The organism is Streptomyces sp. NPDC050147 (assembly GCF_040660195.1).
Lineage (GTDB): Bacteria > Actinomycetota > Actinomycetes > Streptomycetales > Streptomycetaceae > Streptomyces.
Window position 1 is genome coordinate 48,301 of sequence record NZ_JBFALJ010000010.1, and the last position, 20,974, is coordinate 69,274.

Consider the following 20,974-nt stretch of genomic DNA (forward strand, 5'->3'; position numbering starts at 1 on the left):
GCTGAGTCCAAAGGAGGTGGGTTCCACATGCGTCACTACGAAGTGATGGTCATCCTCGACCCCGATCTCGAGGAGCGCGCTGTCTCCCCGTTGATCGAGAACTTCCTCTCCGTCGTCCGTGAGGGCAACGGAAAGGTTGAGAAGGTCGACACCTGGGGCCGTCGTCGTCTCTCGTACGAGATCAAGAAGAAGCCCGAGGGCATCTACTCGGTCATCGACCTGCAGGCCGAGCCTGCGGTCGTCAAGGAGCTCGACCGCCAGATGAACCTGAACGAGTCGGTCCTCCGGACCAAGGTCCTCCGTCCCGAGACCCACTGAGCTTCCTAGCTCAGCGGTACTCGGGATCCGAGTAGCAGCAGCAAAAGCAGCCAGCAGCAAACCCGCCGAGAGGTTCCCCCATGGCAGGCGAGACCGTCATCACGGTTGTCGGCAATCTTGTCGACGACCCCGAGCTGCGCTTCACCCCGTCCGGTGCGGCGGTCGCGAAGTTCCGTGTCGCGTCCACTCCCCGCACCTTCGACCGTCAGACCAATGAGTGGAAGGACGGCGAGAGCCTCTTCCTCACCTGCTCGGTCTGGCGTCAGGCGGCGGAGAACGTCGCGGAGTCGCTTCAGCGAGGCATGCGCGTCGTCGTGCAGGGCCGGTTGAAGCAGCGGTCCTACGAGGACCGTGAGGGCATCAAGCGCACGGTCTACGAGCTGGACGTCGAGGAAGTCGGCGCCAGCTTGAAGAACGCCACGGCCAAGGTCACCAAGACCACCGGTCGAAGTGGCCAGGGTGGCGGCGGATTCGGCGGCTCTGGCGGCGGCCAGCAGGGCGGCGGCAACTGGGGCGGCGGCCCCGGTGGCGGTCAGCAGCAGGGCGGCGGCGGTGCTCCCGCCGACGACCCCTGGGCGACCGGCGCGCCGGCCGGCGGCGGCCAGCAGGGCGGCGGCGGTGGCTGGGGCGGAAGCTCCGGCGGCGCCGGCGGCTCTGGCGGCTCTGGCGGCGGCTACTCGGACGAGCCCCCCTTCTAGGCCTCAGGGCCAAGGGTGGGCCGTTCCCACACTTCTTGATCACACAGGAGAAACACCATGGCGAAGCCGCCTGTGCGCAAGCCTAAGAAGAAGGTCTGCGCATTCTGCAAGGACAAGGTCACGTACGTGGACTACAAGGACACGAACATGCTGCGGAAGTTCATTTCCGACCGCGGCAAGATCCGTGCCCGCCGCGTGACCGGCAACTGCACGCAGCACCAGCGTGACGTCGCCACGGCAGTCAAGAACAGCCGTGAGATGGCGCTGCTGCCCTACACGTCCACCGCGCGATAAGGGAAGGGTGACCGACAAATGAAGATCATCCTCACCCACGAGGTCTCCGGCCTCGGTACCGCCGGCGAGGTCGTAGACGTCAAGGACGGCTACGCCCGCAACTACCTGATCCCGCGGAACTTTGCGATCCGCTGGACCAAGGGTGGCGAAAAGGACGTCGAGCAGATCCGTCGTGCTCGCAAGATCCACGAGATCGCGACCATCGAGCAGGCCAACGAGGTCAAGGCCAAGCTCGAGGGCGTCAAGGTCCGTCTGGCTGTCCGCTCCGGCGACGCCGGTCGTCTCTTCGGTTCCGTCACCCCGGCTGACGTCGCTTCGGCGATCGAGGCCGCCGGTGGTCCGAAGATCGACAAGCGTCGTGTCGAGCTGGGCTCGCCGATCAAGACGCTGGGCGCCCACGCGACGTCCGTGCGTCTGCACCCCGAGGTTGCCGCTCAGGTCAACATCGAGGTCGTCTCCGCCTAAGCACTGCGCTTGGCAGGGCTGAAGCAACCGTTGGGCCGCACCCTCAGGGTGCGGCCCAACGTGTTTCACAGGCAGCTGTTTCACGTGAAACAGCCGGAGAGAGCAAGCTGGTCCAGCGGTACGGAGGGCCGGATCAGCGGGTGGCGCCGGTGACGATCCAGTGGCCGGAGCGTGTGCGCAGCCAGAGGGTCACCATGCGGACCGTCATCATCAGGGTCATCGCTCCCCAGATGGCGGTCAGGCCGCCACCGAGGGTGGGTACGAGAAGCGCCACCGGAGCGAAGACCGCCAGCGTGGCCAGCATCGCCCAGGCCAGATACGGGCCGTCTCCCGCGCCCATCAGGACGCCGTCGAGGACGTAGACGATGCCGCAGATCGGCTGGGAGATGGCCACCACCACGAGTGCGGGCAGCGCCGCGTCCTGGACGACGGAGTCGCTGGAGAAGAGCGGGATGAACAGTGGACGGGCGAGGACGACCAGCACGCCGAGAGCGACTCCCGAGGCGATGCCCCACTGCACCATGCGGCGGCAGACATCGCGTGCTCCTTGGGGATCGTTCGCACCCAGGTAGCGGCCGATGATCGCCTGGCCGGCGATGGCGATGGCGTCGAGCGCGAAGGCCAGCAGGCTCCACAGGGACAGGATGATCTGGTGGGCGGCCACATCCGCGTCGCCGAGGCGGGCCGCCACCGCGGTCGCGATCATGAGGATCGCCCGCAGTGAGAGCGTACGGACAAGAAGCGGGGCGCCTGCTTGAGCGCAGGCCCTGATACCGGCGGCGTCGGGCCGCAGGGAGGCGCCGTGGCGTCTGGCTCCGCGGACGACGACGAAGAGATACACGGCGGCCATCGCGCACTGGGCGATGACGGTGCCCCAGGCGGAGCCGGCGATGCCGAGACCGGCGCCGTAGACGAGGACCACGTTCAGGACGCCGTTGGCGACGAAGCCGCCGATTGCGACGTACAGCGGGGTCTTGGTGTCCTGCAGTCCGCGCAGGACACCGGTGGAGGCGAGGACGACGAGCATGGCAGGGATGCCGAGCGACGAGATGCGGAGGTACGTGATCGCGTACGGAGCCGCGGTGTCCGAAGCGCCGAAGAGTTCCACGAGCGCGGGTGCGGTCGGGAGAACGATGGCGATGACGGCGGCGCCGAGCAGGAGGGCGAGCCAGATGCCGTCCATGCCTTGGCGGATGGCGGCCTGGAGATCCCCGGCGCCCACCCGGCGGGCGACGGCGGCCGTGGTCGCGTAGGCGAGGAAGACGAAGACGCTCACGGCGGTGGTGAGGAGCGCTGAGGCGACACCGAGTCCGGCCAATTGGGCGGTGCCGAGGTGGCCCACGATGGCGCTGTCGGCCATCACGAAGAGAGGCTCGGCGACGAGTGCGCCGAAGGCGGGTACGGCGAGGGCGATGATCTCTCGGTCATGCTGTCGCCGAGCGGCCTTGGGCGCCGCGGGAGCCTGTGTCATGGGCACCAATCTAATCTTCCACAGGTAAGAGATGCAATGCCCCTAAGACCCTTACGTGGTCACGAGTTGGAGGCTCTTCGTGGCGCTGTGCGGCAGGAACTCGGCCTGACTGCGAAAGTTTTTCTTCTGCACAGCCGGTGGATGCGAAAGTCGCAGGTCAGGGTGGGTTCGTGAGGAACGCTGAGTGCTTGTTCACAGGGCTGTCCACCGAGCCGTGCACAGGTTTGGCGGGGTTCTCCACAGCAACGCGCCCGTCATCCACAGCACCTGTGGATAACCAGATTGGCTGACGGTGCCCACGGGCCTACCGTGGGGCGGCGCCCCCCTCGTGATCCTGCCTCGGAAAGCCCGTAAATCCGACGCGTCAGAACCGGAGTTGGGCCGCTTATTTGTCAGTGTCGTGCCGTAAGAAAGTAGGGCACGGCGAGGTCCGCGCGGCGGACATGAGGGAGGTGGCCCGGTGAGTATCTCCGAGCCCTTGGACGACCCCTGGGCCGACAGCGGTCCCAGTGACCGTCTGCCCGCCTCCCGCCAGCGTCGTGACGGAGGCAGAGGCCGGGAAGAGCAGCACGAGCGCGGCCGAGACAGCGGTGGCTGGGACGGCGGCGGCACTGCCTTCGAGCGCGTACCGCCGCAGGATCTCGACGCCGAGCAGTCGGTGCTCGGTGGCATGCTGCTCTCCAAGGACGCCATCGCCGATGTCGTCGAGGTGCTCAAGGGCCACGATTTCTACCGGCCGGCGCACGAGACGATCTACACGGCGATCCTCGACCTGTACGCCAAGGGGGAGCCGGCCGACCCGATCACCGCGGCGGCCGAGCTCACCAAGCGCGGCGAGATCACCAAGGTCGGCGGAGCCTCGTATCTGCACACCCTGGTGCAGACGGTGCCGACGGCGGCGAACGCCGAGTACTACGCCGAGATCGTTCACGAGCGGGCGGTTCTGCGCCGCCTCGTCGAGGCGGGCACGCGCATCACACAGATGGGATACGCGGCCGACGGCGACGTCGACGAGATCGTCAACAGCGCCCAGGCCGAGATCTACGCGGTCACCGAGCAGCGCACCAGCGAGGACTATCTGCCGCTCGGCGACATCATGGAGGGCGCGCTCGACGAGATCGAGGCGATCGGCTCGCGCAGCGGCGAGATGACCGGTGTGCCGACGGGCTTCACCGATTTCGACTCGCTGACGAACGGCCTGCACCCGGGTCAGATGATCGTCATCGCGGCCCGTCCCGCCATGGGTAAGTCCACGCTGGCCCTCGACTTCGCGCGCGCCGCGTCCATCAAGCACAACTTGCCCAGCGTCATCTTCTCCCTGGAAATGGGACGCAACGAGATCGCGATGCGTCTGCTGTCCGCAGAGGCCCGGGTGGCGCTGCACCACATGCGCTCCGGCACGATGACGGACGAGGACTGGACGCGGCTCGCGCGCCGGATGCCCGAGGTCTCGGCGGCGCCGCTCTACATCGACGACTCCCCGAACCTGTCGATGATGGAGATCCGCGCGAAGTGCCGCCGCCTCAAACAGCGCGCCGACATCAAGATGGTGATCATCGACTACCTGCAGCTGATGCAGTCCGGTGGTTCCAAGCGCGCCGAGAGCCGCCAGCAAGAGGTCTCGGACATGTCGCGAAACCTGAAGTTGCTCGCCAAGGAGCTCGAGGTTCCGGTCATCGCCCTCTCGCAGCTGAACCGTGGTCCCGAGCAGCGTACGGACAAGAAGCCCCAGGTCTCCGACCTGCGTGAATCCGGTTCGATCGAGCAGGACGCGGACATGGTGATCCTGCTGCACCGCGAGGACGCGTACGAGAAGGAGTCACCTCGCGCGGGCGAGGCGGACATCATCGTGGGCAAGCACCGTAACGGCCCGACGGCGACGATCACGGTCGCCTTCCAGGGGCACTACTCGCGCTTTGTGGACATGGCGCAGACGTAACGGTTCCGCTTAGCGGGCTGCGGGCTGCGGGCTGCGGGCTGCGGGCTGCGGGTCACGGGTTGCGGGTTGCGGGTGCGGTGCGGATGCGTCACCGGGATGGTGGGTCCCCGTAGCGGGCGGCGATCGTGGCGGCGCGGGCGCGCAGGGTGGTGCGCAACGACTCCGGGGCCAAGGCTTCGGCGTCCGTGCTGAGCTGCCACAGCGCCCATTCGGCATGCCGTGCGTCCTGGAACGTCACCTCCAGCCGTAGCCAGCCGTCATCATCGGGCTCTTCGGCGCGGACGGCCAGCGCGGTGCTCAGGAGTTCCTCCCGCCGCTCCGGGCTCACCCGTACCAACACGGCGATATGGCCGTCGGACAGAAACTGCGCGCAGCGTTCCCGCCAAGCTTGCTCCAGGTCGACCCGGTTGGGTCGTTGAGCCGGTTCGGGGAGTTCCTCGGCGGCCAATATGCGCGACAGCCGGTAGGTGCGGTCCGCGCCGGATCTCCTGGCCAGCAGATATCCCCGGTCGCGCACGGTGACCAGGCCGATCGGGTCCACCGTGCGCCACTGTGGGGGCTGGCCCGTGGCCACGTAGTGGATGCGCAGCCTGTGGCCTGCGAGCACCGCGCGCCGGACCTCGACCATGGTGGTGTCGGGTACCTCCTCAGCGATTGGCCGCCGTGAGAGCAGATCGGTCTCCGGTTCGACGAGAATCCGCCGGGCCGCGTCGTTCGCGGTGGCCTGATGGCTTTCGGGCAGTGCGTCGACCACCTTGCGCATGGCGGAAGCGAGCGCCGAGCCGAGGCCGAATGCCTGCTCGCCACGTCCCGACCCGGCGGTCAGCAAGGCGAGGGCCTCGTCGTGGTTCAACCCGGTGAGTTCGGTCCGGAAACCGGGCAACAGCGCGAAACCGCCGTGTCGGCCGCGCTCGGCGTAGACCGGGACGCCTGCCGCGGACAGCGCCTCGATGTCGCGCAGCACGGTCCGGGTGGATACCTCCAGCTCGCGGGCGAGCGTGTCCGCGGTCAGCCGACCGCGCTGACGCAGCAGCAGCACCAGCGAGACCAGACGGTCGGCGCGCATACGAGAACCCTATCGAATACATGACCGAGGATGTCGTGTTTTGTTGCGAGGCTCGTGAGCAGCGGCGTCACGGATGGCGGTTACCGCGCCGGCGGACGTACCTGCTCGCCATGAATCGAATGGAGCTGATGTGGCAATGGAACGAACGGCAGTCAACCCGGTGACCTGGTCGGTGGAGATGGGGTTCAACCAGGGTGAGGTCGTCTCCGGGCATACCCGGACCCTGTACTGCTCCGGGCAGACCGCGATGAGCGCCGACGGCAAGCCCCAACATGACGGCGACATGGCCGCTCAGTTGGAGCTGAGCCTCGCCAACCTCGAGGCCGTACTGGGCGAGGCAGGCATGTCCCTCGCGAACCTCGTCCGGCTCAACGTCTACACCACCGACGTCGATCTGCTGTTCCCGCACTACGGCGTGCTGGCGTCGCGGTTGGGCGCCGCCGGGGTGGCTCCGACGACCACGATGCTCGGGGTGACGCGGTTGGCGATCCCCGGCCAGATGATCGAGCTCGAGGGGACTGCCGTCGCGTGACGTGCCCTCACCGCTCTGCCTCGTAGCGATTCAGGCGATGCGCCAGGAGGGCGCCGCAAGGCCTCGCCGAGGGTGGTCATGCCCTCGGCGATGTCTGCCGGGCGGGGCGGGGTGCTACACGTTCATCAAGGCCACGGGTACGCGTTCGCAACAGCGGACAGCGGAATTGGCTCGACGCGTGGCCCATCCGAAGGTGGACTAGGGCCATGACATCACCGCGTGAAGAGTTGTTGCCCACCACCCGTCGAGCCCTGTTGCACCGCGTCGCCACCGCTCAGGCAGAGGGGAGGGCGCCCTCGCTCGTCGCATCGGTGCTCAGGGACGGTGAGTTGGTGTGGACCGAGGGGCGCACCTGCGTCGAGGGGCACGCACCGGACGAGAACGTTCAGTACCGCATCGGCTCGATCACCAAGACCTTCACCGCCGTGCTGGTGATGCGCCTGCGCGACGAGGGCGCCCTCGACCTCTGTGACCCGCTGGAGAAGCACCTTCCGGGTACGGCCGCGGGCGACGTCACCATCGCGGAACTCCTCGCGCACACCAGCGGGTTGGCGGCCGAGACCCCCGGCGAGTGGTGGGAGCGTACGCCTGCTTCGCAGCGTCCCGAGCTCGGGGACGTGCTGGGCGAGCAGCCCTTCAAGCACCCCACCGGGCGCCGGTTTCACTACTCGAACCCCGGTTATACGTTGCTCGGTTCGCTGATCGAGGCACTGCGGGGAGACACCTGGGAAGCCGTGCTGCGGCGCGAGGTGCTGGAGCCGCTGGGCCTGGACCGTACGAGCGCGCAGCCGCAGGCCCCGCACGCGGGTGGCTGGGCCGTCCATCCGTGGGCGGACGTGATGATGCCCGAACCCGCCGAGGATCTGGGGATCATGGCTCCGGCCGGACAGCTCTGGTCCACGACAGCGGACCTGGGGCGGTTTGCCGCCTTCCTCCTGGAGGGCGACGACCGGGTGCTGTCAGCCGACACGGTGCGGGAGATGCGCACGCCGACGTCGCCTCTGCCGCCGGGGGACTGGGACGTGACGTACGGCCTGGGGACGCAGCTGATCCGTGGGGACGGGCGCACCCTGTTCGGGCACGGGGGGTCGCTGCCGGGCTTCATGGCCGGGCTGTGGGCGAGTGCGGAGGACGGCCTGGTGGCGGTCACGCTGACCAACTGCACCTCAGGTCCCGCCGTGACGGCGTTGGCCTTCGACCTGCTGAAGATCGTGGCGGAGGCAGAGCCCCGTATCCCTGAGGCGTGGCGCCCCCTGCCCGAGCTGGACAAGGGCCTGCTGGAGCTGGCAGGCCCCTGGTACTGGGGGACGAGCACCTTCGTGCTGCGGCCGAAGGCCGACGGCGCACTCGAGCTGACGCCCCTTGCCGGCGGGGGCCGAGGATCGTGGTTCCGGCCGGACGGTGACGGCGCCTGGACCGGGCTCGACGGTTACTTCGCAGGGGAGCAGCTGCGGGCGGTGCGGCGGCCCGACGGGACGGTAAGCCATCTCGACCTCGGCTCGTTCTTCTTCACCCGGGAACCGTATGAGGCGGGGACTCCCGTGCCGGGTGGGGTGGACCCGGAGGGGTGGCGCGGGCTTCCTTCGTAAGGGTGTTGAGGGTCTGCCTGCTTCAGGGCCGGGCAGGCTTCTGGTGGGTCCTACGCAGCTCGTGAGAACTCGGTGGGGCGTCGTGTTTCACGTGAAACACGACGCCCCACCGGTGCGACACACCAACGGCAGCTTCAGAGCTGCAGCTTGAAGCCCACATGTGAGGCCGTGAACCCGAGGCGCTCATAGAAGCGGTGGGCATCGGCACGGGTGGCATCGGAAGTCAGCTGCACCAACTGGCAGCCCTGCCGCCGGGATTCACCGACGGCCCACTCGATGAAGCGGGTACCTAGACCACTGCCGCGCTCGTCCGCGTGGATGCGTACGCCCTCGATGATCGACCGCAGCGCCCCCTTCCGGGAAAGGCCCGGAACGATCGTGAGCTGCAGTGTGCCGACGACGCGTCCCTCGCGCACGGCGACGACTTGGCGCTGGTTCGGGTCTGCCGCGAGGCGTTCGAACGCGGCGAGGTACGGAGCGAGGTCGTCCGGCGACTCGCGTGTGCTGCCCAGTGGGTCGTCGGCGAGCATCTCCACGATGGCGGGGATGTCGTCGGCGACCGCCGGGCGTATCTCAAGATCTCCCATGAAGCGCAGCCTATGCAGCTACGCGCCAGCCAGGCAGATCGCCACTCGGCCCGCGTGGGCCCTACGCCGGGACCCGCACCGCTTCCACGGCCCTGACCAGGGGCGCCAGCTCCGGATTCAGTGCCGCCTCGTCGAGCGCCTCGCGCAGCGCGGTGTCGTTGGTGGGGCGCGCCTCGGCGAGCAGTGAGGCGCCCGCTTCGCTGACGTCCGTGTAGATGCCGCGGCGGTCGGTGGGGCAGAGGTAGCGGGACAGCAGCCCGCGGTCCTCGAGCCGGGTGACCAGGCGTGTGGTCGCGCTCTGGCTGAGCACGACGGCGTCGGCAACCTGCTTCATCTGCAGATGGCCGCCCTCCCCGTCGTGCTGGCGGCTGAGGACGTCCAGCAGGGAGTACTCGCGCACGCTCAGGTCGTGCTTGGCCTGCAGGGCGCGCTCGATGTGAGTCTCGATCTTCCCGTGGAGCAGGGAGAGCGCGCACCAGCCCTGCGCAAGGGCGGTCAGTGCGGGGTCCGTCGCTGTCATGGCTCTTGTTCCTCCGTCCCGGAGCTGCTGGAACCAGGATAGTCCACCAACGCAATATCCAGCGGTTGCAAGTAACCCGCGTCTGCAACTATTGTGGGCGCAAGCTAAGCGCACCTGCAATCGCCTTGGAAGGTAGAACCATGCCTCTCGCGCTACTGGCCCTCGCGATCGGGGCCTTCGGAATCGGGACCACAGAGTTCGTGATCATGGGACTTCTCCCAGAGGTCGCGGGTGACTTCGGCGTCTCCATCCCCACGGCCGGGCTCCTCGTGACGGGCTACGCACTCGGCGTCGTACTGGGCGCTCCCCTGATGACAGTCCTCGGCACCCGCATCTCGCGCAAGCGCATGCTGATGCTGCTCATGGTCCTGTTCATCGCGGGCAACCTGCTCTCCGCCGTGGCCCCGGTCTTCGGCGTCATGCTGGCGGGCCGCGTGGTCGCCTCGCTCGCCCACGGAGCCTTCTTCGGCATCGGCTCGGTCGTCGCGGCAGAACTGGTCGCACCAGAGAAGAAGGCCGGAGCCATCGCCATGATGTTCACGGGCCTGACCGTGGCCAACGTGGTCGGTGTGCCGCTCGGCACGCTCGTCGGGCAGACCCTCGGCTGGCGCATCACCTTCGCCGTCGTCGCGGGGCTCGGTGTCATCGGCCTGGCCGGTATCGCGAAGCTCGTACCCGATCTGCCCAAGCCCGAGGGCGTACGGCTGCGCCACGAGCTGGCCGCCTTCCGCAACGTCCAGGTGCTGCTCGCCATGGCGATGACGATCCTCGGTTTCGGCGGAGTCTTCGCGGCCGTCACCTATCTCGCGCCGATGATGACAGACGTCACCGGATACGCGGACTCCTCCGTGACCTGGCTTCTCGTCCTCTTCGGGCTCGGCATGGTCGCGGGCAACCTGATCGGCGGAAAGTTCGCGGACCGCGCGCTGATGCCGTTGCTCTACATCTCGCTCAGCTCGCTGGCAGTCGTGCTCGCCCTCTTCACCCTCACCGCGCACCACAAGATCGCGGCAGCCGTCACCATCACGCTCATCGGCGCCCTGGGCTTCGCCACCGTGCCGCCGCTGCAGAAGCGGGTGCTCGACCAGGCCTCCGGCGCGCCCACGCTCGCCTCGGCCATGAACATCGGCGCCTTCAACCTCGGCAACGCGCTCTCGGCCTGGCTCGGCGGCCTCGTGATCTCCGCCGGCCTCGGCTACACCGCCCCGAACTGGGTGGGCGCGGTACTCGCGGCCTCCGCGCTCCTCCTGGCAGTCGTCTCGGCCACGCTCGAGCGCCGCTCGGCCGCTCCCAGCCTGGTCGTGGCGGGCGCGGCCCCCGTCGAGCAGGCCACGCCCGTTCACCACTGACCCCCTCCAGCCCCCCATCAGTACGCACCACCGCACAAGGAGCAACTCCATGAGCACCACGACCCCTGCCACCGCCCCGCTGACCACGCAGGACGCCGAGGCACTCGTCACTGCCGCCCACCGCGCGGCAGAGGCCGCCGATGTCACGATCAGCGTCACCGTTCTCGACGCGGGCGGCCATCTGCTCGCCTTCCGGCGCGACGACCGGGCCGTGCTGATCTCCGGTGAGACCAGCACCCGTAAGGCGTACACGGCACTTCAGCTCAATGCCCCGACCGCCGACCTCGTCGACCTGGTCAAGCCGGACGGCCCCTTCCACACCCTGCCGACCGCGCTCGACCGGCCGCTTCTCTTCATCGCCGGTGGCGTCCCGGTGCACCGGGACGGCCGTCTGATCGGATCCATCGGAGTCGGCGGCGGAGCGCCCGAACAGGACCACGGGTTCGCCACGGCGGCCGTGGAGTCCCTCGCGTAGTACGACACCGGAGTACGACGCGGCATTACGACACCGCCGCGAGAGCAGGACGAAGGCCCGGCCCCAAGCACCGAAACGTTCGGTGTCCGGGGGCGGGCCTCTGTGTGCGGTCAGCCGGCCGCGACCGTCAGCGGCGCGAAGCGACGGGTCCAGTCACCGGGCAGCCCGGGGATGCCGTACGTCATCACGGCATTGAAGGCGATCGGTTCGAGGCCGCGTTCCTTCACCCAGGCGAGCAGCTCTTCATGGCGTACGTCGATGTCGGTGCGCAGCGGCCGGTCCGAGCCTTCGGCAAGCGATGAGATCAAAGCCTTCGCGGTCTCCGTGTCCGGCGCGATCAATGGGCCGACGACATGGGTCTCCATGTTCGGCCAGGCACCCGCGTAGCCCGTGATCATGCCGTCCGTCTCCGCGACCCGCAGTTGGTCGACGAAGGCCGGGAGCCGGGTGAGTACGTGCGTGCGGTCGAGGCCGAAGACCTCGGTGTCGAGCCTGATGATCGCGGGCAGGTCCTCCGCGGTCGCCGGACGGGTGGCGACATCCGGCAGTGGACCACCAGGGGTGAATCGGCCGCTGACCATCTCGGCACGGCCGATGGTCTTGAATCCGAGCTGCTCATAGAGGGGTTGGCCGTTCGGCGTCGAGTGGAGGGTGAGCGGAGTGGTGCCCGCGCCCTCGACGACGTATCGCATCAGGCGGCGGCCGAGGCCCTTGCGGGCGTGCCGCTCGGCGACGAGGACCATGCCGATCGCTCCGAGGCCCGGGCGCTCCTGTGGTCCGTATTCGGTCACTACACAGGCGGCGGTGAGGCCGTCACCGTCGGGGTCGTCGATGCCGTAACCGGTACCGGCCGAGAGCAGCAGCCCCCATTTGTGGTCCTCGCGTGGCCAGCCGCGATCCTGGGCAAGGTCGGCGCAGGCGGTGAGATCACGGAGGGTCAGCCGGCGGATGGGCAGAGCGGAGAGCGTAGGTGTCGACACTCGGCTCAGGCTGTCTGACGCATGACCTTGGCGTCCACCGGTTTGTGGGCAGAAGCACGTGGAATTTGGCCACGTCGCTTCTGGCCACGGCGGGTCAGGCCCCAGGGTTTGAGCACCGAGATGACGGTCATGAAGAGATAGGCACTCAGAGAGACGATGGGGCCGGCGATCAGACCGGTCGGATCGGTCAGTGGGGCACCCGCGGAAACGGTGGCAACCGTGTCGTTGATGCCCGGACGCAGCGCGAACGCTGACGCGGCGGTGGTGGCCAAGGTCAGCCAGAACTTCGTGTAGACCCAACGGTGCCTGGCGAGTCCCCAAGGAGTTCCGAGGGACAGCAGCAGACCGCTCAGCAGCGTGAGCAGCGCGAGCGGCAGCACCAGCCAGTCCGCGAAGATCTTCATGGAGCGGGCGGCGGCCTCGGTGACCGAGGCGGAATCCGTGGTGATGGCCGCGGAGGCAAGCGCGAGCAGGCCGAGCGTGAGCCCGAGCCAGCCTGCGGCGGCGATGACATGGACGACGAGGGTGGCCCGGCGAGCGGGGCGGCTTAGTTTCACGTGAAACACGGTGCCGCGAGCGGTGGCCGAAGGCGTCTGACAGCGGGAGTAACCGCGGGTACTAGCCTCGGCGTACATGGCACGCCTTCATCTCTTCGACCTGGACGGAACGCTGCTGCACGGCACGGCGGCTCCCGTGGAGATCTCTCGCCAGCTCGGCCTGGACGCGGAGATCGCTGCGCTGGAACGGGACTTCGTGGCGCAGCGGATCGACTCGCCCCAGTACGCGACCCGGGTGCACGCCCTCTGGGCGGACCTCACGGACGCGCAGGTCACCGCCGCCTTCGAGGGGGCGCCGTGGCTGGCGGGGATCCGGGAAACCTGGGCCGAGATCCGGGAGGGCGGCGACTACTGCGCGGTGATCTCGCTTTCGCCGTCGTTCTTCGTGGAGCGGCTGCTCGGCTGGGGCGCGCATGCCGCGCACGGGTCGTCTTTCCCCTCCGTGCCATTCACCGAGCCGGTGAATCCGACAGGCATTCTCAATGCCACGGCCAAGGTGAAGATCGCGAACCGGCTGTGTGAAGAGTTCGGGGTGGGGCGGTCCGATTGCATCGCTTATGGAGACTCGCTCTCGGACCTGGAGCTGTTCGCAGCAGTGCCTGTTTCGGTCGCTGTCAATGCGGATCATCGGCTCGTCGGGCTCGCCACCCACTCTTATGTCGGTCGCGATCTGCGTAAGGCGTATGAATTGGTGCGCGGCGCTCGGTAATTGGAGCAATTGGCGGCCGCCGGTCGTTGAATTCCCTGTGCGGGCCGGCGGGACTTGTGCGGCGGACGGCTGCCGGTATGGTCGAGTCCGGTTCGGGCCGGGTGCATCTCAGCGCACCCCTGGGGCGCGGGCGGAGGTCAACGCAGCCTAACGGGACGAAGAGATCGAAGACCTGAATTTTCCGTTACGCGGCCGACGTGCCGGCAAGGGATGGGACGCTGCGGTGAGGTCGCTGCGGGCAATGTCACATTTACTGCCTACTTGTCCGTAGGGTCCGGTAATCCGAGGTTCAATGTGGCCACATGGGCCGCCGAGGCAGAGCGGGGAAAGCAAGCGGCTTCCTCAGGGAAGTGCACGGACCGACTGAGAGATGTTCGAGGCGAGGCACAGAATGGACGCTCCGACCACCACGTCGGCGGGCGACGGTACTTCCGGCGACAGCGGCGGTGGAGGCGGCTGGTTCACCCCACGGAAGGCGCCCAAGCCGTCGGAGGGCGGCGAGCAGCCGACACGGCCCGAGGGCGGTGAGCCCGAGGCGACCGAGGGGCGCCGGGTGTCCGCCATACGTCCGGTGGGCAGGCCCGGGGTGCCCGACACGGAAGCCAGGCCCGCGCCCGGACCCGAGCGCGCGACCGCGCCCGAACAGGCCGACGCACCCGAGCAAGCTGACCCATCCGAGCGCACGACCGCACCCGAGACCGCGACCGCACCCAAGCAAGCTGACGCACCGGAGCGCGTAGCCGAGGAACGAATATCGGCAGCCCGAAACGCGGCAGCGGCAGCGGCGCCCGCTCCGGCCGCGCCGCGCGGCATATCTCAGGCCCCGGCACCTCACCCCGAGCCGCGCTCCGAGCGCATACCGGAGCCCCGGAGGCCCTCCTCCCCCTCGGGGTCCCCCGACGCGGTCCGCGTCCAGCGCACGATGGCCGAAATAGCCCCCATATCCGACAAAGTGACCTCGTACTTCTACGCGCTGCTCTTCACCCGGCACCCCGACCTGCGCCCCCTGTTCCCCGCCGCGATGGACACCCAGCGCGACCGGCTGCTCAAAGCGCTGCTGACCGCGGCCGAGCACATCGACCACCCCGACGTCCTCACCGCGTATCTGAAGAACCTCGGGCGCGGACACCGCAAGTACGGCACGCGGCCCGAGCACTACCCGGCCGTCGGTGAGTGTCTGATCGGCTCGCTCAGCCGGTACGCGAGCGCCGTCTGGGACGAGGAGACCGAGGCCGCCTGGGTCCGGACGTACACGACGATCTCCCAGATCATGATCGACGCGGCTGCCGCGGATGAACTGCGCGCCCCCGCCTGGTGGCTGGCGGAGGTGGTCTCGCACGACCTCAGGACGCCCGACATCGCTGTCGTCACCGTCCGGCCCGACCAGCCCTACCCCTTCCTGGCAGGCCAGTACACGAGCCTGGAGACGCCTTGGTGGCCGCGGATCTGGCGGCATTACTCGTTCGCGTCGGCTCCGCGCTCGGACGGCCTGCTCTCGTTCCATGTGAAGGCCGTCCCCGCGGGCTGGGTCTCCAACGCCCTGGTGCACCACGCGCGCCCCGGCGATGTCTTGCGGCTCGGCGCGCCCGCCGGTTCGATGACCGTCGACCACACCACCGACAGCGGCTTGCTCTGTCTGGGCGGGGGCACAGGCATCGCCCCCATCAAGGCGCTCGTCGAGGACGTCGCCGAGCACGGCGAACGGCGCCCGGTGGAGGTCTTCTACGGCGCCCGCAGCGACCACGACCTGTACGACATCGATACGATGCTGCGACTCCAGCAGACCCATCCCTGGCTCTCGGTCCGTCCGGTCGTCGACGGTCACGCCCACTTCCCGGACGCCGTGCGCGAGTACGGCCCCTGGAACGAGTACGACGCCTACCTCTCGGGCCCGCCCGGCATGATCCGCAGTGGGGTGGACGCGCTGCGGGACATCGGCATCCCAGCCGGGCGCATCCGCCATGACTCCGTGGAGGAACTCGTGGCCGCAGGCGACTAGGGCCCGTCTGACGGATCAGCCGCGTGCGTCTGATCCGGGCCGGGACGCGGCGCTAGGGATCGGGAGCTAGCCCAGATCGGGGGCGTGCATCGCGCGCACGCCCTCGATGTTGCCGTCCAGGTAGTGCCGCAGGGACAGCGGCACGAGATGGACCGAGGCGATCCCGACCCGGGTGAAGGGCACGTGGACGATCTCGTACTCGCCGCACGGCTCCTCCATCTCCGGGCCGTGGCGCAGCGAGGTGTCCATGGATTCCAGGCGGCAGACGAAGAAGTGCTGGACCTTGACGCCGGTCGCGCCACCGTCATCGCCGATGTGCTCGACGGTGTCCACGAAGCAGGGCACTACGTCGGAGATCTTGGCGCCGAGCTCCTCGTGCACCTCACGATGGAGCGCGTCGACGACGGTCGCGTCCTCCGGCTCCACGCCGCCACCAGGGGTGACCCAGTAGGGATCGACGCCGGGCTTGGTCCGCTTGATCAGGATCAGGTAGTCGCCGTCGAGCAGGACGGCGCGGGCGGTGCGCTTGACCACGGGTCGGACGGTCATGGGAGGAATGTGGCCCGGACTGTTCCACGTGAAACATCGTGAACCAGCCGGAGTCCTGCTCAAGCCCAGTCGACGGCAGCACGCAGCAGCCACTCGTGCGCCCGCGCGATGTGCGTCATCGCGAGCGTGCCGGTGCGTACGGCGAGGAAATACGTGCGCAGGGGCGGCACCGCCGGGTCCAGCAGGGCCACGACCTCGCCACTCTTCAGAGCGGGCGCACAGAGATAGCGCGGCAGTACGGCGAGCCCCGCCCCGGTGGAGACGCAGGCGAGCACCGCCCGTAAGTCCGGCACAATGACGGCTCCCGATGCGGCCGGACGGGTGTCGAAGACAGCGGCCCAGTAGCGGGCGACCAGCGGCAGCGACTCGTGCACCTCCACCACGGGCAGGTTCTCCAGCACCGACGCGCCCTTGCGGCGCAGCTTGCCGGGGCCGACGCGGGCCGCCAGGTGCGGGCTCGCGACCAGGACGTGCTCCTCGTCGCACAGCGGTGTCGCGGTGAGCAGGGCGCCGCGCGGCCTGACGGTGGTGATGGCCAGGTCGTGGTGACCGGCGGAGAGTCCTTCGAGGACCTCCTCCGCGTTCCCGAACGAGGCCCGCAGAGCGAAGCCCTGCCCGTCCTGCCCGGTCAGCGCGGTGAGAGCGGGTAACGCGCGGGCCGCGGTGAACTCCAAAGGCCCCGCGAGGTGGAGCGTACGGACCGAAGAGTCCTCTTCGAGTCCCGTCTCCGCGATCTCCACCAGGGCGTCCAGATGCGGCGCGGCTTTGTGTGCGAGCTCGTCCCCGATGGTCGTGGGGGTCACGCCGCGCGCCTGGCGCAGGAACAGGGGGCGGCCGAGCTGTCGCTCAAGGGTCCGTATCTGCGAGGTGACGGCGGGCTGGGACAGGCCGAGCAGGGCGGCGGCACGCGTGAAGGAACCGGCCCGGTGCACGGTCACGAACGTGCGCAGCAGGGCCAGATCCACGGCGATGCCCTCCCCTCCCGGCCCTTGGGCCGCGCCCAACTATAAATATGTCGATAGGTCTCTGTCGCTACTGTGATTGGACACTGACACAGAGTCAACTAGCCTTGTGCGCGCGGTTCTTAGCGCACGGGACCGGGACGGTCCGAGCCACGAGGGGGGAGGCTCGGACCGTTCGTTGTGCGTAGCCCGGTACTAGCCGGGAGCGCTCCGCGGGCACGCGGAGCGCTCAGCCCGCGGTCTCGTCCAGCGCGCGCAGCACGTCCGCGACCAGGTCATCGGCGTCCTCGGAACCGGCGGAGAGACGGATGAACCCCTCCGCGACGGCGTCCCCGCCCCAGCGGCCACGCCGCTCCGCGGTCGAACGCACGCCGCCGAAGCTCGTCGCGTCGTCGACCAGACGCAGCGCGTCCAGAAATCGATCGGCCCGCTCGCGCGAGGGCAGCGTGAAGGAGACCACGCACCCGAAGCGCCGCATCTGCTGCGAGGCGATTTTGTGCGAGGGGTCGTCGGGTAGTCCCGGGTAGCGGAGCCCGGTCACCTCGTCGCGGGCGCGCAGCGCCTCGGCCAGGGCCATGGCATTGGCGTTCTGGCGCTCGGCGCGCAGCTGAAGCGTGGCGAGCGAGCGATGCGCCAGCCAGGCCTCCATCGGACCCGGGATGGCCCCGACGATCTTGCGCCAGCGCCGTACAGAGGCGGTCAACTCCGTGTCCCGGCAGGCGACGTACCCAAGGAGGATGTCGCCGTGGCCGGTGAGCATCTTGGTGCCGCTGGCCACGGAGAAGTCCGCGCCCAGTTCGAGGGGGCGCTGGCCGAGCGGCGTGGCCAGGGTGTTGTCGACCGCCACGAGGGCTCCACGCGCGTGTGCCGCGTCGGCGAGACGCCGTACGTCGCACACGTCGAGGCCCGGGTTCGACGGCGTCTCGATCCACAGCAGCTTGGCGCCGTCCAGGACCTCGAGCTGGGCGTCGCCACCGGTCGGGGCGGTGCGCACCTCGATGCCGTACGCGGTCAGCTGCTCCCTGACGAGGGGCAGCGCCTGATAGCCGTCGTCCGGCAGGACCACCGCGTCACCGGCGCGCAGTTGCGAGAAGAGCACCGCCGATATGGCGGCCATCCCGGAGGCGAAGACCAGGGTCTCGACGCCCGGGCCGGCGGCCTCGTCGCCGCCCTGATCCGGCGTCTCGAGCTCACCGATGGCCTGTTCGAGAAGCGTCCAGGTCGGGTTGTCGTCCCGGCCGTAGGTGTACGGCCCGGTGGGGTCGCCCGGCAGGTGGAAGTGCGCGGCGAACACCGGCCCCGGGAGGGTGGGCTCGTACTTCACCGGCTCGGGAAGACCGGCCCGCACCGCTCTCGTGCCGTCACCCGTTCCGGTGCGCGCTCCCGCGCCGTCACCTGTGGCTGTCGCTGCGGAGTCCGTCATGCCGCCCGTCCTTCCCTTGCTTCGCGTACGGCGTCGAGCAGACCGTCGCTCGCCGCCTCCACCATTCTCAGGCACGTGTCGAACCCGTCGTCCTGCCCGTAGTACGGGTCAGGGACATCCAGCTCACCGAGTCCGGTGGCGACGGGATCGTACGAGCGCAGCAGCCGCATCCTGTCCGCGTCGGCCGGTGTGAGCGCGAGGCGGCGCAGCGTCCGGTGGTGGCCGGAGTCCAGGGTGATCACGAGGTCGATGGGACGGGAGAGGTCGATGGGACGGGATCAGTCCTTGTCGTCGGGCAGGACGACGTTCATCGCCCAGGACACGATCGAGATGATCAGGCCGCCCAGGACGGCGGTCCAGAACCCTTCGACGTGGAAGCTCACGTCGAGCTTGTCGGCCAGCCACGAGGTGAGCAGCAGCATCAGTGCGTTGACCGCGAGTGTGATCAGGCCGAGGGTCAGGATGAACAGGGGGAAGGTGAGCACCTTCACGACCGGCTTGACCAGGAAGTTCACCAGGCCGAAGAGCAGAGCGACGACGATCAGCGTGAGCGTCTTCTTGCCCGTGCTGTCACCGGTCAGCGTGATCTTGTCGAGGAGCCACACGGCGACGGCCAGGGCCGCCGCGTTGGCGATCGTCTTGACTACGAAATTCTTCATGTGTCTGATCGTTGCAGACGGACGGCCAGAGCGGTCGGCTCGCTAGCTGGGGCAAGGGGCGTACGAGGACGATGAAGGCATTCCGGCTGGATGAACTGGAGACGGAGCGCGCCGCGAACGACGGCGCGTATCTGCAGTTTCTGCGTGAGCGGAACATGTCGGTCGGGCTGTACGCGCTGGACGCCGGGGAGTCCGACCCGCAGCAGCCTCACCAGCAGGACGAGGTGTACATGATCGTCAGTGGTCGGGCGTCGATCACGGTCGGCATGGAGACCACCCAAGTAGCGCGCGGCAGCGTGGTGTACGTGCCGGCCGGGGTGGCCCACAAGTTCCATCACATCAGCGAGGACCTGCGGGTGCTCGTCGTCTTCTCGCCGCCGGAGGGCTGACCCTCCGCTGTCGGCAGCTCTTTGGAGAGCTGATCCTCTACGCCGCAGGGCTGACTTCTCGGGGCTGCGACCTCGGGGTTCTCTAGGGGGCGGATCAGGGGAGGACAAGGGATGCGAGGCCCCCGTCGGGCCCTTTGCCGCCCTAGCATCGAATGTAAGAAGCAGGACGGACGCAAAGAGAGGTATGGACGATGGCCGCGCAGGAGATCTTTTCGGGATTGCCGTGGTGGGTGAAGTGGATCGCGGTGCCAGTCATCGCCCTGGTCGTGTTCGGCGGCTTGATAGCGACCGTCGTCGGTTTCGTGGTCGGCCTGCTGTTCAAGGCACTGATTTTCGTCGCCTTGGTGGGTGGACTCATCTACGTCGTACGGAAGTTCATATCCGGCTCGACCTCTTCGCGCAGCGATTGGTGACTTCTCGCAACAGTTCGCTCGGGTGGGGGAAGTTTTCTGCTGCGGCGCCTTGGGCCGGCGGCCAGCGGTTAGAGTCCGAAAACCGACGCGGGGTGAGCCCCGCGTGCGGGCGCATCACGCTTCCACCCGTGTAGCCCCGGGCACGGGCGGGACCCCCACGCGTTTTCGGGAGTGAACCTTGGCCACGGTTGACGCCACACCCGCCGATATCTCGTCCAACGACCCCGCGTACGCGGCGACGTCGGCCGTGTCGACCTCAACTGCCACCGCGCCCACTCTCATTGGCTCGGTGCAGCGGGCGATGCGTCTGCTGGAAGCCGCTTCCGCGCACCAGGAGGGGGCGCCGGCCAAGCAGTTGGCCCGGGAGGCCGGGCTCGCACTGCCCACGGCGTATCACCTGCTGCGGACGCTGACGCACGAGGGCTACCTGAGCCGGGAGAAGGGCCTGTTCGTGCTCGGCGAGGCGGCCGAGCGGCTGAGTGCGAGCGGGGCACAGCAGAATCGTCGCGGCATGATCGGTGAGGCCCTGGAGCACTGGCGGGACGCGATCGGCGTGCCGGTGTACTTCGCCGTCTATCGCGAGGGCGAGATCGAGGTCGTTGCCGTCGCCGACACGCCGGGGAATCCGGCGGTGGAGGAATGGGCCGACTTCCGCGAGACCGGACACGCCCATGCGATCGGGCAATGTCTGCTCTCCCAACTCGACGACGAACAGCGGCAGGACCACCTCTCCCGCTATCCGGTGCAGTCGGTCACCCGCTACTCGGTCCGTGACGACCGCACTCTCATCCGCCGCCTCGACGCGATGGGCCGGATGCAGCCCGTGGTGGAGCGGCAGGAGTACGCATTGGGGACGGTTTGCGCGGCGATTCCGATCACTGTGGGTAACACGGCTGCCACGATGGCGATTTCCGTCCCGGTCTCTCAGGCGGACCGACTGCTCCCCGCCGCCGAGCGTTTGCAGGGCGAGATCGGAAGACTGTTAAGGACACTTGCTTTCTCTATCAGCATCTGAAAACTCACTCCTTGTG

The 20,974-nt window shown here is 68.5% G+C and carries 24 protein-coding genes and 1 pseudogene; 14 read left to right on the forward strand and 11 right to left on the reverse strand.

Going from position 1 to position 20,974, the window contains the following annotated elements:
- Nucleotides 1-27: 27 nt before the first annotated feature.
- The 4 genes from rpsF (at nucleotide 28) to rplI (ending at nucleotide 1,775) form a co-directional block, all read left to right on the forward strand.
- Nucleotides 28-318, forward strand: a complete 291-nt coding sequence (gene rpsF / locus AB0I94_RS17330; RefSeq protein ID WP_006604399.1) for a 30S ribosomal protein S6 — start codon at nucleotides 28-30, stop codon at nucleotides 316-318.
- Nucleotides 319-398: 80 nt separating this feature from the next.
- Nucleotides 399-1,016 (forward strand): single-stranded DNA-binding protein, encoded by a 618-nt coding sequence (locus AB0I94_RS17335; RefSeq protein ID WP_363310417.1) that lies wholly within the window; start codon nucleotides 399-401, stop codon nucleotides 1,014-1,016.
- A gap of 57 nt (nucleotides 1,017-1,073) precedes the next feature.
- Nucleotides 1,074-1,310 (forward strand): 30S ribosomal protein S18, encoded by a 237-nt coding sequence (gene rpsR, locus AB0I94_RS17340; protein WP_003949403.1) that lies wholly within the window; start codon nucleotides 1,074-1,076, stop codon nucleotides 1,308-1,310.
- 18 nt (nucleotides 1,311-1,328) lie between these two features.
- Nucleotides 1,329-1,775 (forward strand): 50S ribosomal protein L9, encoded by a 447-nt coding sequence (rplI, locus tag AB0I94_RS17345; protein WP_363310418.1) that lies wholly within the window; start codon nucleotides 1,329-1,331, stop codon nucleotides 1,773-1,775.
- Between the two features lie 133 nt (nucleotides 1,776-1,908).
- On the opposite strand, the gene AB0I94_RS17350 is transcribed toward rplI, so the two are convergent.
- Nucleotides 1,909-3,246 carry an MATE family efflux transporter gene (locus AB0I94_RS17350; protein ID WP_363310419.1) on the reverse strand — a complete coding sequence of 446 codons (1,338 nt, stop codon included), beginning with the start codon at nucleotides 3,244-3,246 and terminating at the stop codon, nucleotides 1,909-1,911.
- Nucleotides 3,247-3,706: 460 nt separating this feature from the next.
- Here AB0I94_RS17350 and dnaB point away from each other — a divergent pair, with 460 nt between their 5' ends.
- Nucleotides 3,707-5,185: a replicative DNA helicase gene (dnaB, locus tag AB0I94_RS17355; protein ID WP_363310420.1), complete on the forward strand. Its 1,479-nt coding sequence runs from the start codon at nucleotides 3,707-3,709 to the stop codon at nucleotides 5,183-5,185.
- Nucleotides 5,186-5,273: 88 nt separating this feature from the next.
- Here the strand turns inward: dnaB and AB0I94_RS17360 are convergent, their stop codons facing one another.
- Nucleotides 5,274-6,251 carry a WYL domain-containing protein gene (locus AB0I94_RS17360; RefSeq protein WP_363310421.1) on the reverse strand — a complete coding sequence of 326 codons (978 nt, stop codon included), beginning with the start codon at nucleotides 6,249-6,251 and terminating at the stop codon, nucleotides 5,274-5,276.
- 136 nt (nucleotides 6,252-6,387) lie between these two features.
- On the opposite strand from AB0I94_RS17360, the gene AB0I94_RS17365 reads away from it, so the two are divergent.
- Together AB0I94_RS17365 and AB0I94_RS17370 are read left to right on the forward strand one after the other, a co-directional pair.
- Nucleotides 6,388-6,783 carry a RidA family protein gene (locus AB0I94_RS17365; RefSeq protein ID WP_363310422.1) on the forward strand — a complete coding sequence of 132 codons (396 nt, stop codon included), beginning with the start codon at nucleotides 6,388-6,390 and terminating at the stop codon, nucleotides 6,781-6,783.
- Between the two features lie 206 nt (nucleotides 6,784-6,989).
- A complete protein-coding gene (locus AB0I94_RS17370) occupies nucleotides 6,990-8,372 on the forward strand; it encodes a serine hydrolase domain-containing protein (RefSeq protein WP_363310423.1) in 1,383 nt (460 codons plus the stop codon).
- Between the two features lie 134 nt (nucleotides 8,373-8,506).
- Here the strand turns inward: AB0I94_RS17370 and AB0I94_RS17375 are convergent, their stop codons facing one another.
- Complete coding sequence (locus tag AB0I94_RS17375) at nucleotides 8,507-8,959, reverse strand: GNAT family N-acetyltransferase (RefSeq protein ID WP_363310424.1); 453 nt, start codon at nucleotides 8,957-8,959, stop codon at nucleotides 8,507-8,509.
- Between the two features lie 61 nt (nucleotides 8,960-9,020).
- Complete coding sequence (locus tag AB0I94_RS17380; RefSeq protein WP_363310425.1) at nucleotides 9,021-9,479, reverse strand: MarR family transcriptional regulator; 459 nt, start codon at nucleotides 9,477-9,479, stop codon at nucleotides 9,021-9,023.
- Between the two features lie 140 nt (nucleotides 9,480-9,619).
- Between AB0I94_RS17380 and AB0I94_RS17385 the strand changes: the two genes are divergently transcribed.
- Together AB0I94_RS17385 and AB0I94_RS17390 are read left to right on the forward strand one after the other, a co-directional pair.
- Nucleotides 9,620-10,828: an MFS transporter gene (locus AB0I94_RS17385; protein ID WP_363310426.1), complete on the forward strand. Its 1,209-nt coding sequence runs from the start codon at nucleotides 9,620-9,622 to the stop codon at nucleotides 10,826-10,828.
- Between the two features lie 49 nt (nucleotides 10,829-10,877).
- Entirely contained in the window at nucleotides 10,878-11,303 is a 426-nt protein-coding gene (locus AB0I94_RS17390) for a heme-binding protein (protein ID WP_363310427.1), read from the forward strand.
- A 110-nt stretch (nucleotides 11,304-11,413) separates the two neighbouring features.
- Here the strand turns inward: AB0I94_RS17390 and AB0I94_RS17395 are convergent, their stop codons facing one another.
- Both AB0I94_RS17395 and AB0I94_RS17400 read right to left on the reverse strand, forming a co-directional pair.
- Nucleotides 11,414-12,283, reverse strand: a complete 870-nt coding sequence (locus tag AB0I94_RS17395; protein ID WP_363310428.1) for a GNAT family N-acetyltransferase — start codon at nucleotides 12,281-12,283, stop codon at nucleotides 11,414-11,416.
- Between the two features lie 5 nt (nucleotides 12,284-12,288).
- A complete protein-coding gene (locus tag AB0I94_RS17400) occupies nucleotides 12,289-12,840 on the reverse strand; it encodes a DUF2269 domain-containing protein (protein ID WP_363310576.1) in 552 nt (183 codons plus the stop codon).
- 76 nt (nucleotides 12,841-12,916) lie between these two features.
- On the opposite strand from AB0I94_RS17400, the gene AB0I94_RS17405 reads away from it, so the two are divergent.
- Together AB0I94_RS17405 and AB0I94_RS17410 are read left to right on the forward strand one after the other, a co-directional pair.
- Complete coding sequence (locus AB0I94_RS17405; RefSeq protein WP_363310429.1) at nucleotides 12,917-13,549, forward strand: HAD-IB family phosphatase; 633 nt, start codon at nucleotides 12,917-12,919, stop codon at nucleotides 13,547-13,549.
- Nucleotides 13,550-13,940: 391 nt separating this feature from the next.
- Nucleotides 13,941-15,548, forward strand: a complete 1,608-nt coding sequence (locus AB0I94_RS17410) for a globin domain-containing protein (protein WP_363310430.1) — start codon at nucleotides 13,941-13,943, stop codon at nucleotides 15,546-15,548.
- 66 nt (nucleotides 15,549-15,614) lie between these two features.
- Here the strand turns inward: AB0I94_RS17410 and AB0I94_RS17415 are convergent, their stop codons facing one another.
- From AB0I94_RS17415 to AB0I94_RS17435, 5 genes and pseudogenes are all read right to left on the reverse strand, one after another.
- Nucleotides 15,615-16,097 (reverse strand): NUDIX hydrolase, encoded by a 483-nt coding sequence (locus AB0I94_RS17415; protein WP_363310431.1) that lies wholly within the window; start codon nucleotides 16,095-16,097, stop codon nucleotides 15,615-15,617.
- 59 nt (nucleotides 16,098-16,156) lie between these two features.
- A complete protein-coding gene (locus tag AB0I94_RS17420) occupies nucleotides 16,157-17,062 on the reverse strand; it encodes a LysR family transcriptional regulator (RefSeq protein ID WP_363310432.1) in 906 nt (301 codons plus the stop codon).
- 226 nt (nucleotides 17,063-17,288) lie between these two features.
- A complete protein-coding gene (locus AB0I94_RS17425; RefSeq protein WP_363310433.1) occupies nucleotides 17,289-18,482 on the reverse strand; it encodes a cystathionine gamma-lyase in 1,194 nt (397 codons plus the stop codon).
- A pseudogene (locus AB0I94_RS17430) lies at nucleotides 18,479-18,733 on the reverse strand (low molecular weight phosphotyrosine protein phosphatase); the annotation flags it as partial. The gene AB0I94_RS17425 and the pseudogene AB0I94_RS17430, both read right to left, overlap by 4 nt.
- 27 nt (nucleotides 18,734-18,760) lie before the next feature.
- Complete coding sequence (locus AB0I94_RS17435) at nucleotides 18,761-19,141, reverse strand: phage holin family protein (RefSeq protein WP_363310434.1); 381 nt, start codon at nucleotides 19,139-19,141, stop codon at nucleotides 18,761-18,763.
- A 71-nt stretch (nucleotides 19,142-19,212) separates the two neighbouring features.
- Between AB0I94_RS17435 and AB0I94_RS17440 the strand changes: the two genes are divergently transcribed.
- From AB0I94_RS17440 to AB0I94_RS17450, 3 genes are all read left to right on the forward strand, one after another.
- Nucleotides 19,213-19,530, forward strand: a complete 318-nt coding sequence (locus AB0I94_RS17440; protein ID WP_160506069.1) for a cupin domain-containing protein — start codon at nucleotides 19,213-19,215, stop codon at nucleotides 19,528-19,530.
- 191 nt (nucleotides 19,531-19,721) lie between these two features.
- Nucleotides 19,722-19,943 carry a DUF5326 family protein gene (locus AB0I94_RS17445; protein ID WP_160506068.1) on the forward strand — a complete coding sequence of 74 codons (222 nt, stop codon included), beginning with the start codon at nucleotides 19,722-19,724 and terminating at the stop codon, nucleotides 19,941-19,943.
- A 289-nt stretch (nucleotides 19,944-20,232) separates the two neighbouring features.
- On the forward strand, nucleotides 20,233-20,958 hold the full coding sequence (locus tag AB0I94_RS17450) for an IclR family transcriptional regulator C-terminal domain-containing protein (RefSeq protein WP_363310577.1): 726 nt from the start codon (nucleotides 20,233-20,235) through the stop codon (nucleotides 20,956-20,958).
- Nucleotides 20,959-20,974: the final 16 nt, after the last annotated feature.

Excerpts from the sequence above, each read along its gene's own strand:
- AB0I94_RS17350 (WP_363310419.1), bottom strand. The coding sequence starts at position 3,246 with ATGACACAGGCTCCCGCGGCGCCCAAGGCCGCTCGGCGACAGCATGAC.
- AB0I94_RS17405 (WP_363310429.1), top strand. The coding sequence starts at position 12,917 with ATGGCACGCCTTCATCTCTTCGACCTGGACGGAACGCTGCTGCACGGC.
- AB0I94_RS17415 (WP_363310431.1), bottom strand. The coding sequence starts at position 16,097 with ATGACCGTCCGACCCGTGGTCAAGCGCACCGCCCGCGCCGTCCTGCTC.
- AB0I94_RS17410 (WP_363310430.1), top strand. The coding sequence starts at position 13,941 with ATGGACGCTCCGACCACCACGTCGGCGGGCGACGGTACTTCCGGCGAC.
- AB0I94_RS17445 (WP_160506068.1), top strand. The coding sequence starts at position 19,722 with ATGGCCGCGCAGGAGATCTTTTCGGGATTGCCGTGGTGGGTGAAGTGG.
- AB0I94_RS17335 (WP_363310417.1), top strand. The coding sequence starts at position 399 with ATGGCAGGCGAGACCGTCATCACGGTTGTCGGCAATCTTGTCGACGAC.
- AB0I94_RS17435 (WP_363310434.1), bottom strand. The coding sequence starts at position 19,141 with ATGAAGAATTTCGTAGTCAAGACGATCGCCAACGCGGCGGCCCTGGCC.
- rpsR (WP_003949403.1), top strand. The coding sequence starts at position 1,074 with ATGGCGAAGCCGCCTGTGCGCAAGCCTAAGAAGAAGGTCTGCGCATTC.
- AB0I94_RS17380 (WP_363310425.1), bottom strand. The coding sequence starts at position 9,479 with ATGACAGCGACGGACCCCGCACTGACCGCCCTTGCGCAGGGCTGGTGC.
- AB0I94_RS17440 (WP_160506069.1), top strand. The coding sequence starts at position 19,213 with ATGAAGGCATTCCGGCTGGATGAACTGGAGACGGAGCGCGCCGCGAAC.
- AB0I94_RS17425 (WP_363310433.1), bottom strand. The coding sequence starts at position 18,482 with ATGACGGACTCCGCAGCGACAGCCACAGGTGACGGCGCGGGAGCGCGC.
- AB0I94_RS17390 (WP_363310427.1), top strand. The coding sequence starts at position 10,878 with ATGAGCACCACGACCCCTGCCACCGCCCCGCTGACCACGCAGGACGCC.
- AB0I94_RS17375 (WP_363310424.1), bottom strand. The coding sequence starts at position 8,959 with ATGGGAGATCTTGAGATACGCCCGGCGGTCGCCGACGACATCCCCGCC.
- AB0I94_RS17360 (WP_363310421.1), bottom strand. The coding sequence starts at position 6,251 with ATGCGCGCCGACCGTCTGGTCTCGCTGGTGCTGCTGCTGCGTCAGCGC.
- rpsF (WP_006604399.1), top strand. The coding sequence starts at position 28 with ATGCGTCACTACGAAGTGATGGTCATCCTCGACCCCGATCTCGAGGAG.
- AB0I94_RS17385 (WP_363310426.1), top strand. The coding sequence starts at position 9,620 with ATGCCTCTCGCGCTACTGGCCCTCGCGATCGGGGCCTTCGGAATCGGG.
- AB0I94_RS17370 (WP_363310423.1), top strand. The coding sequence starts at position 6,990 with ATGACATCACCGCGTGAAGAGTTGTTGCCCACCACCCGTCGAGCCCTG.
- rplI (WP_363310418.1), top strand. The coding sequence starts at position 1,329 with ATGAAGATCATCCTCACCCACGAGGTCTCCGGCCTCGGTACCGCCGGC.
- AB0I94_RS17365 (WP_363310422.1), top strand. The coding sequence starts at position 6,388 with ATGGAACGAACGGCAGTCAACCCGGTGACCTGGTCGGTGGAGATGGGG.